The following is a 14,733-nucleotide window of genomic DNA, read 5'->3' as shown; positions in this document are numbered from 1 at the left end:
ATAATCATTAGAAAAAACTTCAACTAGAAAATGTAAATCGTCAGCAAAAAGTGGACATTTATATTTAAAAACTTAGATAGTGTTTTCTAAAAAAAATGTAATTTTAATTATGGGAACACCAAAGAAAAAATCCGCAGAAACTTTTGTAAAAGACATTCGTAATAATACCCGTCGTATTTTTACAGCAGAACAGAAGATTTTAATTGTAATGGAAGCTTTACGTGCAGAAACTTCTATAGCCGAATTATGTAGAAAATACACCATTACTCAATCTCAATTTTATAAATGGAATAAAGAATTCCTTGAGGCAGGTAAAAAACGTTTATCTGGTGATGTAACACGAGAAGCAACCAGCGGTGAAGTAGCTGAATTAAAGAGAGAAAACGCTCGTTTAAAAGAAATGGTAGCAGACTTAGTTCTACGCTACGACATTGTAAAAAAAAGTTTGGATATGTTAGATTAGCAAAACAATTCAAACGTTATATGAGATTAACAGCTACTGAAAAACACGAAATTATTCAGCAGGTAATGCGAAGTGAACTCGGTGTAAAAGGAACTTTAAAAGAATATGGAATTTCTCGAAGTACTTTTTATAAATGGTACCAAAGTTATCTTGAAAATGGATTCGATGGCTTAAAACCAAAACAAAGATTAACCAATCGTCAATGGAATAGTATTCCAGAGATTCAAAAAGATTTAGTTGTTGAATTAGCTTTAGAGTATCCCGAATTATCATCAAGAGAATTGGCATTTAAAATTACCGATGAACAAGGGATTTATTTATCGGAATCCAGTGTATATCGTATCTTAAAGCAACGTGGATTGATTCCAGCTCCAAATCATATCTTAATAGCTGCGTCCAACGAATTTAAAGATAAAACACAATTTGTTCATCAGATGTGGCAGACTGATTTTACTTATTTTAAAATTATTGGATGGGGATGGTATTATTTAAGTACAGTTTTAGATGATTATAGCCGTTATATCATTCACTGGGAGTTGTGTGATTCTATGAAGGTTGAAGATGTAAAAAGAACAGTGAACACAGCTATTGCAAAGGCTCGATTAAAAACTAAACAGAAGCCAAAATTATTATCAGATAACGGTCCCTGTTATGTTTCAAACGAATTAAAAACGTATTTGAAAGATCAATTAAAAATGAAACAAGTTCATGGAAAACCAATGCATCCACAAACTCAAGGCAAAATTGAACGTTATCATAGAACAATGAAAAATGTGGTTAAACTGAATCATTTTTATCATCCAGAAGAATTAACTCAAGCTTTAAATGAATTTGTTGAAAATTACAATAATAACAGATATCACGAGTCTTTAAACAACTTAACACCAGCTGATGTATATTATGGAAGATCTGATAAAATACTTGAGCAAAGAGCCGTTATTAAACAAAAAACAATTGCGAAAAGAAGGCAATTGTATAATCAAGAAAAAATACTAAATTTATAAACCAAACACTATCTTAATTTCTACAAGAAGGTGTCCAAATTAGTTTGAAGACGTACAAACCCTTTACAGGTCTTGTTATACCCTAAGCATGCGTTACTTATACTCTTTCGTGAAGCGTTAACAGCATCAGCAGCTTCTTGTAGAGTATCATAAGTTGCAATGTGTTCTTGATTACCTATCTCAAATTGGTAAATAGTTTTTCGGAAACCACCACCTCTATCGGAATTGTAACCATTTCGCATAGAATCAAAAGCTTCAATGTAATGTACTTCTCGTTCAGCTAATTCATCTGTTGATTCAACCTCTTCTAATAACTGAATTTCAAAAGCCTGAGCACCGAAGTGCTCAATTGCTTTAAAAAACTTAGTGTCAACTTTTTTTGCAGTTCCTTGAAGGTGCTCTCGGAACCTAGTATCAACATCTCTTGTCGTAGAACCTACGTATGACTGAAGTGTATTTCTGTTGAAAATTCTGTATATCTTATTCATTAGACAACATATTTTCAGTAGATTCAACCTCATTAACCTCTGTAGAAACTTCAATAGTATTTTCAACTACCTTCTCAGTATCTTTAGTAAGTATAACCTTTTCTGCACTTGAATTAGGTACTGAAACCATAAACTGTAACTTACCTCCTGAGTTCTTCTCTTGATAAAGCATACCTTTAAGGTCACAATACTTTTTTATCATCTTAGTCGCAGAATGTGGTGACATTGTGAAATTGTACTCATCTTTAAGCTGAGTAATTACTTCACTTTTTAAAATCCATTCACCGTAATAGTCTATTAAGTCCTCTTCTAAAAATGTAAAAAACTCATTCCCTACAATTTTTTTAATTTTCGCATTTAAAAGCAAGGGACATTTGTATTCAAATACGCCTTTTTCATGATAAGTTTTAATGGAATCAAACATGAACATAAAAAACCTACAAAAATTTTCACCACTCCAATCACTTGAGAAAAACACTTCATTAAAGTAATCCATAGGAGTATTCTCTTCATTAAAAAAATTGTCGATTATTAACTCAACCTTTCTACGTCTAGATGATGAACCAATTGGCATTTTTACCTCTTGATTAGATGTAATTACGAATTTTGGAGCATGTTTATAATCAATATCAAAAGATTGCTTATTCTTCTTTTCCACTTTTAAGTCACCTGTAACAACTGAAAAGATATGTTCAAAGTTGAATGCCTGATTAACATCGTCAAACAAAATTATATTTGTTGATGGAGTAACCCCTTGATATAAAAACCTATTTGACCTTGGGTCATAAGACTTACCATCAATCTGTATTACATTTCTTAGTTGTTTAAGTGCACCATTTATCAATAACGTCTTACCATTTCCACCATTAGCTGTTAAACGATTACCCAATTCAGCATCATAAATTATAATCGCCTTATTTTCCTTAGCCTCCTTATTATTATGAAGTAAATACCCCATTACAGACTTCAAAGCTTCTAATCTTTTAGGATTCTCACCTGTAATTAACTCACAAAACCTTTTGAAATTTGAGTCTTTTGAAGAATCTACCTGTATAAAATCACGTTTAATTCGTGAGTCAGCAAGAATTGAACCTTGCAAATTCTTATAATCTATGATTTCATAACCTAATTCTGTAATTTTGATCATTACATTCCTAAACGGAATAAATGTTTCAGTCCTTGTATCTCTAATTAAATCAAGTTCAATCGTTTTTAGTAATTGTAACTTGTTTGAAGCTACATATCCAGAGCAACCTCTGATAAATTTTTCTATGAAACGAGAATCAACATCCGACTCCTTCATTAATTGAATTAATTTAAAACCTAAATTTTTTTCATTATATATCTCGATTAGATTATCTACCTTATTTAACAGTTGATTATTGTAAGGACTTTCCTCATCTCGACAGATTCCGAAACCTAACTGTTCAATCACGCTAATTAATGTTAATTGGTGTACTTCAACCTTATCCCCTTCAATTTTGAATATAGCTTCGAAAAGCTCTTTTAAATTTAATTTCATAATTTTAAAATTTATTATTAAAAAAATCGTGATTGTTATAAGGCCTTATTTAATCACATTGCAAAGATGGAGGTTGTTGATTTTTCAGGTAACGGTAAAAAAAATTTCCTCTATTAAATAGAGGAAATACGGAGGTTAAAGCTTAAAAAATTTTTTAAAGAGTTCACTTAATCTCTTTACAGATCGATCATTTAATTTGTTTACATTTTTATAATCATTCAATCTTTTATTTAGGTTATCAAGAGAAGATGCTTCTTCTGATTCATTTTCGACACAAAAATTACGTTCAAGGAAACGCCCTAATTCGACATCAGGAATATAATCTATTACTTTTTGAGTCCTCAAGAAATGAAAAAAGGTAACTAAATCTGTTTCATTCCAATTATGTAAAGTCAATTTATCTTGTTTTAAGTACTTATCATTATATAGAGTAGGTGAATGTACTGCCTTTTCGATTTCTATAATTTGTGCTTTAAGTTCATTAAGTAATGATAAGCCGATGAATTCAAATTGATTTATGTTTTCGAAGATTGAAGAAATGTACTTCTTCTGGTCTGTTAAAAATTTCCTACGCTCTTTTTGATTCTCTAAGAGATCTTCCCTTATGTAGTTGTAAAAATCCTCTAAATAATCAGTAACTAACCTTTTAACAACTAATGGTAGATGAGATTCGTAAAAGTATCGCTTTGAAAACTCTATTGTTAAATCTTTAGCATTAGAACTTGATTGTGAAGGAACTTGTACAGTTATAAAAAAATCATCCTTCAAAAGCTTTCTTTCAAAAGAAGGTAGCATATCTGAATACATCTGATAATTATAATCTTCTTTTAGAAAGTTAATCTGAAGGTCTATAAATGATTGTTCGTCTTTAAAATAGTCAATTAAGAAGGTTTTCATAGTTTGTTAAGTTTGTACACAAATTAAACAAGAATCATTTAATACTTATATATACCACCTTTAGTTTTTGCAAAAAAAGTTGACGGCTCCGCAAAAAAAGACTGTGCCCTTAAAGCATACAGTCTTTTTGTTTAAACGTTTTCAGTGGTTTTTTAATCTGTAACCGTCTCAAAAGTTTCACATCAAAATTCAGCATAACAGGTTAATTAATTTCAAACGATGAATACAGGTAATACTCATCTTGTATTTTGTAAACCGTTTCAATCTTACGGTTAATATTCACACTCTCTACATTGTAAATCACATGTTTTGTTAACTTTCCAACGTCTTCCACTGCTGTAACCTCAAATGGACATTGTAACCGAATTAACTTACCGTAAATGTTAATTATGTAGAGTTCATCGGGTGATGTAAGTTCAATTTGTTTCAGAATTTCCCCATCTTCATTCATTAGTTGTCAATGTGTAAAAGCTATTATTATTAATAGGTGTACCAATTGTAACTGTTGGTTTCTAACGATTTTGACAGGTGATTGATGAAGTCGTGCGCATTGACATTACGTTCAAGGTTTAAATCGATATAAGTACTTTTATTTGCCTCTGTAAAAAGATTGTATAGGTTCCATAGGTTAATTGTGCCATCATCTTCTTTCATAAAGTCCACATCGTTATGATAGTCCTTTACAATTGAATTAATTTGTGTGTCTGTGATTGCCAAAGGAAACAAGTTTTTCTTTACCTCTTTACTCTGGTAATTGTACATCTTCATCTTACCGATTAAACGTGCAAACTGCTCTTCTTCTATACTATAATTTAACATTGCTCTCATAGAATTTAGATGTGATGTTCTATCATAAGATTTTACTAATTCAAACACTTTTTCTTTGAGCTCCAATGTTGAACTAACTCTAAGGTCATTTAATAACCCATCTGTAGAAATACAAAGGTTTGTACATACTGTATTCTGAAAACCAATGAATATTTTAAATTTTTCGATTGACTTTTTAGTGAATAAGTTCTCTTGGTTGTAAGCACGAACACCACCGACACATAGATTAATACGATTTCCGTTTATAACCTCTGAAATTTCTGGTATTTCAAATACAAACGCCATACGTTCATAATAAATCGTTTTTTCATGCTCTAAAAGCTCTTTTGCAGGTTTGCCTATTGCACTAGGAATTCGACCTTTAATACCATGAGAAACCCTGATATTAGGCACTAACTCAACGTTATTACCCAGTATTGAATGAAGTGCATCTTTAACAGCTAAGATGAATTCAGTGTGACTTATGGTTGTTTCATTATCCTTTGCAAATACAGGTATAATACAATCCTCTTTTAAATGAGAAAGGCTAACCTCTATTGTGTTAGCCTCTATAAATTTGGTTTTTGAAGTGTTTACAATTTTTGAATCTTCAATTACTTGGTTTGTTTGGTTTGATACTACTAATTCCATATGTAATGTGTTTTAAGCGTTAATAACGTTATCGTTGATAATTGTGTTTGTGGTGAAATCTAACTCAGTTTTTCTTCGTACTATATCATCATAAATTTCTTTACGGTGTACAATATGCTCAGCATAGATAGTTTTTAACTCATCCTCAGTTGTACAAGCATAAATACTCATCTTAATTTGGTCAAGCGAAATACCTTGTTGACACCATTCTTTAAGTTTTTTACCTGTACTTGAATTAATTACAAACTCAGGCTTTCCTGCAAACAGTCCTGTTCTATCTTTAGAAGCATTCACTAAATGTTTATCATTAAGAAACTCAAAGTTTACAGTCAATTCATATTCAAAACCTTCACGAGTAATCTCTTTCGTACCAAGTTTTGTAACCTTCGTTTTACCATTATTATCTTGGTCTAATGAATAATCTACCTTTCGTCTTGTAGTTGTTATGACGTGGCATTTGGACTGAATAATCGCATCTAAGAATGAATTGTGCCTCGGTGTTACTTTAGCCCAATCGTTAAATCTACCTCCAAGCATTTCATGGATCTCTAAACACCCACCTTTTCCTTGCCATTCGTGACTAATACTATCTACGATTATCACCTCAATATCAGCATTTTCACATATATTAATTGCTTCTATATACCTTTCAGGAGAAAATGGCTCTAACAGCGTTAAAACATTAAATTCGCCCAAGTGAGAGTACAAGCTAGCGCTATTATTCTCAGTATCAACGATTGCAATCTTGCTCCAATCTTCTGTAATACCATACGCTAGCAGTAATGCTGAATAAGTTTTACCATAGCCACTCGGTCCGCTTAAACCAATTTTTAATTTTACCTGATGTCTTTGTGCTTTCTGTAATTTCATAATTATACCTTTTAGTTGTTAAGTGAAACCCTGTTAAAACAGGTATCTAATTTCATTTTGAATATTTGAGTAACCTCAAAGTACTAAATGGTTTAAAGGATATATTGCTATTCAAAACAGTTTCTTAAACACTTTGTTACATCGCATTAACCGATTCAATCAGTACCACAAACATTAAAAGCACAATTATTTACATCTAACAACTAATAGGTATGAATCAGTCTAAACACGAGGGGGGGGATAACCCATTTTAATTAAAAAAGGGGGCTACCTCATAGATAACTCCCCTCTTGCATTGGTTAATTTAATTTAACGTCTTGTATCTAACCAATCCAAAACATAACCACCCAACAACCCTTGATTATCGTACATCATTAAATTTTTGAACCCTGTATCAACAGACAAATGTGTGATTACATTGTATTTTTCAGTGTATTCGTTTAAAGGGGCACAACTATAAACTCTATGTACAACACCTGGATCGCCATTAATATCAACACCTGTATTGTAAAGTTTATAAATAAGTACACTATTCGGATTTAAATTATCCTTTGCCATAATACCGAGCGAAACCAATTCATTATTAAAATAGTTAAACATAATCCAATTCTCAGAATAAAAAATAGTTTCTTCAGTTGCATTTGCAAACGACTTACTTGAATAATATGTATCAACTCTAGTACCTTGAGAATACGCCTTACTAACAGATGAAACGACAAGTATTAACAGTATTTGTAATATAGATTTCATAAATTAATTTTTAGATTTAGAAGCTTTTTTTAATTCTTTAGCGATTGAACGTTTTTGCTTTCGTATTGCCTTATTCAAATCTTTATTACATTTTAAGTAAGTATTTTTCACGTCATAAATACTTACAAAACCTGATCTTGCTTTATTTTGAACGTTTACTAAACGACTCTTAACTGAAATAACTTTTTCTCTGAATCCACCATAACAGAAATTGGTGTCATCTAAAATTGTATTACAGTTATCAATTAATTCAGGTATCGCTCTGTTCAGTTCATTATTTAATGCCTGTGTGTCAAGTAAAATGTCATTATATGACTTTGGTGTGTAGGTTGCTGTAGAAGTTGACGTCGGGTATGTCTCATATCGATTTTGAGAAAACACGGTAGTTACAGACATTACGAAGAATAAGGTTACAAGTTTCATTTTCATTGTTAAGTCGTTTTTTGGTTAATATTAATAAAAGGTTTTAATATGTTCAAACTTGCCATATATGGCATTAAATTCAGCAAATATAAAACTTTACTTGACTTGTCAAATATGTCAAGTATGAAAAAAGAGGAATTACTCAAATTAATTGGAAATAACATCAAAGTATTAAGAACAGAAAAAGGGTTGTCACAAGTAGATTTAGTTGGAAAAATCGAAGGTCAAATCGACACTACAAATATTTCTAGAATTGAAGCAGGCAGAACAAACCCAACAGTTCATACACTTTACAGAATTGCTGTAGCATTAGATGTTGAACTGAAGGATTTGGTAAATTTATAACTACTTAAGAATTGTACTCAATCGTTTCATAGTTTCACTAACTTTTCTATTAGACAGTTTAGCGTAACTTTCTTGAGTTACTTTAATACTTGAGTGCCCAAGTAATTCAGATACAATTTCCATAGGAACATCATTATATAATAGAACGGTGCTTGCAAAAGTCTTACGGGCTGTATGATGAGTTATAACCTTATCAATTAAAGCATCTTCAGATAACTCTTTAATATAAGCATTAAATTTTTGGTTAGAAATTTTGGGAAATATTAGATTCTCTTTACTTGAATATTTTTTAAGAATAACCTCTGCTTTAGGTAATAAAGGAATAGAAACATTTTTGAGAGTTTTCTCTCGTAAAATAGAAATCCAATATTTACCGTCAAAACCTTTTATAATATGAGAATTTGAAAGGTTTCCCATTTCATTAAAAGCTAAACCTGTATAACAGCAGAATACGAATAAATCCTTTACTAATTGTAATCTAGGCATTACAGGTTTTAAGTTTTCGAAAGATTTTAATTCATCTGTAGTTAAGTACACTATTTGCTTCTTAGTTAAGTTAAATCTGTAACCAATAAATGGGTGGTGTTCAATTACATTACGTTCAATTGCATAAACAAGCATTTTTTTAAACCTCTGTAGAACCTTATTAATAGTAGCTTGAGACAACTTACGTTTTGTTTTAAGGTAAAATTCATAATCCTTAACAAAAGCCAAATCAATGGTTTGAATTTTTAAATCATTTCCTTTGTAAGTAGATTGAATATAACCTTTAAGATTAGAATAGGCATTTTCGTGTTTTTTCCATGTAGCTTTTTTAATTTCAACCCCGATAAGCTTTTCTAATCGCTTTAGATAGTCAAAGTAAAACTCTAACAAATAAGTAACCGTTGTGTCAGAGTTTGATTTGTACAAATTATAAACATCGTTAACATCAAAAACACTCTTTTGCAATAGTAGATTATTAAAATGTTGCAACAAAAGTTGACTTATTTGATTCAACTGTGAATTTATAGTCTTTAATTCGATAGACTTTGAGATAATTAACTGTTTAGAAGCATCCCAATTGTCTTCAGAAACATAATATCCTGTACTAAACTCTTTTCGCTTTTTATCTAGAGTGATTCGACAAGTTAAAGGTGCTAAGCCCCTAGTGTTTACTTTTGCTTTAGACAAATAAAACAATACACTTAATTTTTTTGACTGCATAATTTAAATTTTTAAGTTAAACAATGCGTAAAAAAGGCTACAATATTAATCACTTGATAATCAAGGGTGACACCTTATCATTTGAAGCTTAAACAGGGGGTGACACCTTTTTTACACAAGGGTGACACCTCGATTATTATCTTCTAGAAAAAAATTAGAATTTTGATAAATGAGGGTGACACCTCAATTTAATGGTAAAAAATCTTCAAAATTCCAATTTTTAAAATGGGGTGACACCTAATTATCAACCTCAATCATTAAAATATCACTTCTATTCATCCATATCCAAGAATTACTTCAACAACTAAAACCTAGACAACCTATTAACTACCAATAACTTACAAAACAAAAAAGCCTCTACATTTCTGTAAAGGCTTATTGTTGTGGTCCCACCTGGGCTCGAACCAGGGACCACCTGATTATGAGTCTTAAAAGGGTTAAATCATTATAGCTTAGTTTTTGTTATTATTACTGATAATCAAGTGTTTACACAAATTAATTTTATACAAAAGCTTACTATTAATTACTATAATTGTATATTTGTTCGTCAAATGTTAGGGAATATTTCACCTCTAAACTGTTCATTATGATTACATTCAAGTTTACAATTAAAACTGCTAAAAACCTAAAAGGCGAATATTCTATCATCTTGCACCTTATCAAGGATAGAACAAATACAAGTTTGTCTCTACGAAAAAAATGCAACTATGAGGATTGGTCTTTTGAAACTGAGCGATTAAAAAAAAGTCATGCAGACCACAAACAAATCAACGCTCTAATTAATAAATATTCAGATCGTTTAAATGAAATCATTCATGAATTTGAATTAGATGAACGACCATTTACATTACAAGATGTTCTGATAAGCTTTAAAAACAAATCGGGTAAACAACAAACCGTGAGTTATACCTCTTTTCATGAAGCATTAATTGAGGAAGCAAAAACCGCCGGTAAAATTTCTACCTCATCTATTGAAAAGGAAGCTTTGAGATCAATCCAACGTTTTTATGGTCGAACAGAAATATCATTTCGTGATTTATCAGTTAACAATATATACAAATATCAATCTCACTTAAATTCAATCAATAACAGCCAAAGCACTATTGGTATCAAAATGAGAACTTTAAGAGCTGTAATAAACAAAGCTATTAAAAGAGAAATTATTCCTGCAACAATGTATCCGTTCGATAAGTTCAAAGTTTCCAAAATTAAGGAATCTGGAAAAAAGGAATATTTGACAGAAGCGGAACTGGAACTGTTAAAGTCAACGGATTTGGAATCGAAAAACGAACGTATTGCTCGTGATATGTTTTTATTGAGCTTCTATGGTAGAGGAATTAATTTTGTGGATCTAATGCTTTTAAAAAAGACAGATTTACATAAAGGAACAATTAATTATCGTCGAAGAAAAACAGATGTAATGATCAGCTTTAAAGTAAATATATTTTGGGAACAAAAATTACTTGAATACGCAGCACCGTCAGATTCCATCTATCTCTTTAACATCATTAATAACGATCAAACAGACGGAAATTACATTGAAAACAGAAAGCAAAAGTATTTGAAAGTTTATGTAAATACACCATTAAAAGATATACTTTCCAAGTTAGAAATTTCGAAGAATATTACATATTATTGCGCAAGGCACTCGTTTGCAACTATTTTGAAATTCAACAATATTTCCATCGACATTATAAAAGAAGCTTTAGGACATAAAGATATAAAGTCAACAATGTCATATCTAAATACACTACCAAGTAATACATTAGACAAGATGATTGATGATGTTATAAATTTTTAGTTTCCAACCCAAGTAGTTCTAGTTTCATTTTATCGACTATTTTCAGTCCCCATTCATAATAATCTCTTTCTTCATCTGTAAAAAGATTATTTTGAATTAATGCTACTTTTCTTTTATCAAGATAAGTCAATATTTTTTCAGTTTGTTCCCATTTTTTCGTACTAGATATTAAATTTGCTACCTTTTCATTTTCAACCTGAATTAGACGTTTAATTTCATCTTGCTTCTGTTTCTCAACTTCCATCTGCTTACGGTAAGCAGCACGTTTTTTAATTTCTTCTAATTCATATTCACAATATAATTCGGTATAAGCAATAATATGTAAAACTTTATCTTCTAATTTAATTTTAGGAGTATCAGCCCATTCTTTTCGATCGTAAGAACTCTCATACATTTGAAAAATAAGCTTATCTGTTTCTTCATTTTTATAACTCTTGTAAAATTTATTAGAATCATCTGGAACTCTTTTCGTAGCCTGACGAAAATTAAAGTGAATTTGTATCCCTTTAATATCACAATAAATTTTACCATTCCGATCTATTTTGAAGGTATATCCTTGAAATTCTAAAAAGCGAACTAAAAACTCTGTGAGACATAAAACCCGATGAACATATTCTTTATTTCCATGGTAACCTAGATAGATTGTTTTATTATCTTTCCAACCCCTTTCGTTGTCTAATAAGTATCTTTTAGTGTTTTGTGTTATATAATGAGGGTTTTGTAATTTCTTTGGGTACTTTATTGGTGCATTTTTTAAGCCCCTATAAAAATCCATACGTTCTAGGATTTCTTTCTGTGTAATTTTGAAACCAAACATAATCATGATTATTTTATAAGTCGAATATCTCTAAGAGTATTTTATAAAGGCTCTGAACATCTACATTACCTGCTCCCATTTCTTTAAATATTTGCTTATCTGGGAGATCATCTTTTACAGCTTCGGCAAACGCCTGCAAGTCTGTTTTGATCGCCTGAGGAATAGTAAATCTGATTTCGGGACTTAGTAGTAATAATAATCTGAAAACATCTGTCTTGTGTTTTCTTAATTGCCGATCATCAATCTTTTCTCCATTATCTTTTCTAGTTTTATAATCAAGAAATGCTTTTGCTTTCAGGCTTATTAATACTTCCGTATTAGCCAGATGAATATCTCCACTTAACTGACTGTTTTTTGTTGTAAAATTATAATACTCATCATCCATCAAAATTGCCGAAAGACTTGAAATTTCTGTATCAACAGGAATTGGAGTTAGATGAGAATCTTCCTTTAAATCGATCAAATCCGGTATTCTTGAAAACAATTCTATTTGAAAAGGATATTCTTCGTTTTGAGGTTTAAGGAAACGATAATACTTCCTATCTTCTTCACTTTTTTCTTTTACATCATAATTTCCTTCTTTTATGAAATTCCAAAAATGCTCTACAAACTGAGGACTTAATGCTTCAACGACTAAAATTATATCAATATCTTTTGTTGCCCTTGGTACTAAACCAACTGTATCAATGACAATATCGCACGCTGTTCCACCAATAATCACATAATTTCCGGAGTACTCTTTAAAATGTTCGCTAAAAATATTTAACCCTCTTACCATATATATTTCTTTATGATCTGATCCAATGCCATATCTGTTCTTTCATCAATAAATTCATCTTTAAGACTTAAGTATAAAGACAACGGATCTACATTGTTTTTTTGTGTTATATTTTTTGGAATTATTGTAAAGTCAGTATTCCATACTTCCAAAACGTGATCAACATTGTTTTTTTTACTTACGTTTTTCGCAATAACATCAGGATTGTACTTCCATACTTCAAGAACGTAAGTACCATTTTCTTCGTTCAGATTTGTAAAATGATTTTCCTTTTTCAATTGATAAAATCTGTTTCTTTCAATCGCAAAACACTCCTGAGACCCGGGATTCATATCTGTATATTCTTCTAAAGCCGTGGTATTTGAATGTAACAGGTTTTCAGGTTTCTTATCTATATAAACTGTTTTAAAAATAGGATTGACAAATAAATCTTCAGCTTGTTTCCATAGTTTAGGAATATCCTTTTCAAATACAATACTTTTTTCTTTTGTGCCGATAACATCAATTAACCCCATTCTTTTAAGATCATTGACAGCTTTTGTAATACCCATTTGGGTATATTGAAATTTTTCCGCCAGTTCTTTAAAGGTATATTGACTTAAATCATCCTCTCTATGCAAGATATGATAAAGTACAATTAATTGAGCAGATGGTAACAATTTGATGTTGTTTCTAAAATCTTCTTTCTTATTAAAATCTTGAAAATCTACTAATAGTTCGGTAAGAAACATTTGCTTCCCAGGACTAATAAAACTGATTTTATAATCAATTAGTCTTTTTCTATTAACGGTTGTTATATCTTCAGTAATTACCACTACAGGTTTATTAAAAACGCTTCGGATTATTTCAAATTGTTTTCTCAATTGTTGTGGGTTAAAAGTATCTTCTTTATCTAATACTAAAAATATCAGCTCATGATTAGATATTTTAGTGCTATAGAACTCATAACTATTTCTGAATAAAAAGGGTAATTTATTCAGAATATTATCAGGTAACTTCTTTAATTCTATTTTCTGTCCCAGTAAGTCGTATATATATTCTTTTAGCTTTTCCATTGATAATAAACTTAAAACAAAACAATAAACCTATTTAGTTTATTATACAAATATAGGTTTATTATACTAAATATTAATATTTTCAGATTTATTTATTTCTATAACTGCACCATCTTTATAACCAATATTTTCTCCATATCGAATATAACCAAGTTGATTCGTAACCAAATTAGTTTTATGTACATTAAAATCTTTAACATTGGAATGATGATGTCCGTAAATCCAATAATCAACAGAATTATTAAATATTAAATCACTCAAGTCCACAGCAAATGCTTCATTAATCTTACTATCTTTATATTGTTCAGGATAATTTTCAAATACCGGAACGTGATGTGTAATAACAACCGATTTATTATTATTTTTTTTAAATGCGTTTTCTAAAAAGCGTAAATTTTCCTGATGAAGAATATTATAATCATCTGTATTAAACAAACGACTATTATTTTTAATTACTTTGAAATCCGAAAGTGATTGCTGTATTAAGAATTGTCTCCCAGAAGAAATTCTTGTCCACATCGTTGAAAAAATAAGATCAATTTCATCTATTTCTTTTACAACATTATTGAGCAAATACACATTTTCTCTAATCCTCTCCTCAAAGCTTCCTATTCTGCTATTAATATCATTATAATAATATTCGTGATTACCAGGAATCCAAAAAGTATATTTAAAGTGTTCAGAAACATAATCAAAGAAATCTTGATGTTTGTCCATAACAGCAAAAGGTACAATATCCCCAGCTAAAATTAAAATATCAGCTTTGGGTTTTATGGGATTTTCTAATATATATTTTTTATTCTCCGGGAATTCCAAATGTAAATCGGAACAATATTGAATTTTCATAACATTCTTT

Annotated in this window: 15 protein-coding genes; 3 read left to right on the top strand and 12 right to left on the bottom strand. The window is 30.3% G+C overall.

Translation table 11 applies throughout. The features are described 5' to 3' along the window. Positions 1-109: 109 nt before the first annotated feature. Positions 110-1,467, top strand: a protein-coding gene (locus HW119_RS08260) for an IS3 family transposase (RefSeq protein ID WP_410503991.1) whose coding sequence is annotated in 2 segments (ribosomal slippage) — positions 110-425 and positions 425-1,467 — 1,359 coding nt in all. Because the reading frame shifts where the segments join, the coding sequence is not laid out codon by codon here. A gap of 20 nt (positions 1,468-1,487) precedes the next feature. On the opposite strand, the gene HW119_RS08255 is transcribed toward HW119_RS08260, so the two are convergent. From HW119_RS08255 to HW119_RS08225, 7 genes are all read right to left on the bottom strand, one after another. Continuing rightward, positions 1,488-1,955, bottom strand: a complete 468-nt coding sequence (locus HW119_RS08255) for a GIY-YIG nuclease family protein (RefSeq protein ID WP_177763183.1) — start codon at positions 1,953-1,955, stop codon at positions 1,488-1,490. After that, positions 1,948-3,477, bottom strand: a complete 1,530-nt coding sequence (locus HW119_RS08250) for a primase-helicase family protein (protein WP_177763180.1) — start codon at positions 3,475-3,477, stop codon at positions 1,948-1,950. The genes HW119_RS08255 and HW119_RS08250 overlap by 8 nt, the downstream gene beginning before the upstream one ends. A 135-nt stretch (positions 3,478-3,612) precedes the next feature. Continuing rightward, positions 3,613-4,374, bottom strand: a complete 762-nt coding sequence (locus HW119_RS08245; RefSeq protein WP_177763177.1) for a hypothetical protein — start codon at positions 4,372-4,374, stop codon at positions 3,613-3,615. 480 nt (positions 4,375-4,854) lie between these two features. Then, positions 4,855-5,832 (bottom strand): DUF3871 family protein, encoded by a 978-nt coding sequence (locus HW119_RS08240; protein WP_177763174.1) that lies wholly within the window; start codon positions 5,830-5,832, stop codon positions 4,855-4,857. A 12-nt stretch (positions 5,833-5,844) separates the two neighbouring features. Continuing rightward, a complete protein-coding gene (locus tag HW119_RS08235; protein ID WP_177763170.1) occupies positions 5,845-6,702 on the bottom strand; it encodes an AAA family ATPase in 858 nt (285 codons plus the stop codon). A 309-nt stretch (positions 6,703-7,011) separates the two neighbouring features. Next, entirely contained in the window at positions 7,012-7,452 is a 441-nt protein-coding gene (locus tag HW119_RS08230; protein WP_177763167.1) for a hypothetical protein, read from the bottom strand. 3 nt (positions 7,453-7,455) lie between these two features. After that, a complete protein-coding gene (locus HW119_RS08225) occupies positions 7,456-7,881 on the bottom strand; it encodes a hypothetical protein (protein ID WP_177763164.1) in 426 nt (141 codons plus the stop codon). A gap of 117 nt (positions 7,882-7,998) precedes the next feature. Between HW119_RS08225 and HW119_RS08220 the strand changes: the two genes are divergently transcribed. Then, entirely contained in the window at positions 7,999-8,220 is a 222-nt protein-coding gene (locus HW119_RS08220; protein ID WP_177763160.1) for a helix-turn-helix domain-containing protein, read from the top strand. Here the strand turns inward: HW119_RS08220 and HW119_RS08215 are convergent, their stop codons facing one another. After that, positions 8,221-9,426, bottom strand: coding sequence for a site-specific integrase (locus HW119_RS08215; protein WP_177763157.1), 1,206 nt, complete (start codon positions 9,424-9,426; stop codon positions 8,221-8,223). Positions 9,427-10,012: 586 nt separating this feature from the next. On the opposite strand from HW119_RS08215, the gene HW119_RS08210 reads away from it, so the two are divergent. Then, positions 10,013-11,227, top strand: coding sequence for a site-specific integrase (locus HW119_RS08210; protein WP_177763154.1), 1,215 nt, complete (start codon positions 10,013-10,015; stop codon positions 11,225-11,227). Here the strand turns inward: HW119_RS08210 and HW119_RS08205 are convergent. The 4 genes from HW119_RS08205 to HW119_RS08190 all read right to left on the bottom strand — a co-directional run bounded on the left by HW119_RS08205 (position 11,214) and on the right by HW119_RS08190 (position 14,723). Further along, complete coding sequence (locus tag HW119_RS08205) at positions 11,214-12,044, bottom strand: hypothetical protein (protein WP_177763151.1); 831 nt, start codon at positions 12,042-12,044, stop codon at positions 11,214-11,216. The two genes, HW119_RS08210 and HW119_RS08205, sit on opposite strands and share 14 nt — an antisense overlap. A gap of 13 nt (positions 12,045-12,057) precedes the next feature. Further along, entirely contained in the window at positions 12,058-12,822 is a 765-nt protein-coding gene (locus HW119_RS08200; RefSeq protein ID WP_177763148.1) for a hypothetical protein, read from the bottom strand. Next, on the bottom strand, positions 12,816-13,877 hold the full coding sequence (locus tag HW119_RS08195; protein ID WP_177763145.1) for a MarR family transcriptional regulator: 1,062 nt from the start codon (positions 13,875-13,877) through the stop codon (positions 12,816-12,818). The genes HW119_RS08200 and HW119_RS08195 overlap by 7 nt, the downstream gene beginning before the upstream one ends. Before the next feature lie 66 nt (positions 13,878-13,943). Continuing rightward, a complete protein-coding gene (locus tag HW119_RS08190) occupies positions 13,944-14,723 on the bottom strand; it encodes a metallophosphoesterase (RefSeq protein WP_177763142.1) in 780 nt (259 codons plus the stop codon). Positions 14,724-14,733: the final 10 nt, after the last annotated feature.

Source organism: Flavobacterium sp. I3-2 (assembly GCF_013389595.1).
Classification (GTDB): Bacteria; Bacteroidota; Bacteroidia; order Flavobacteriales; family Flavobacteriaceae; genus Flavobacterium.
The sequence above is the reverse complement of the archived record's forward strand: the minus strand, read 5'-3'. Positions and strand labels throughout refer to the sequence as shown.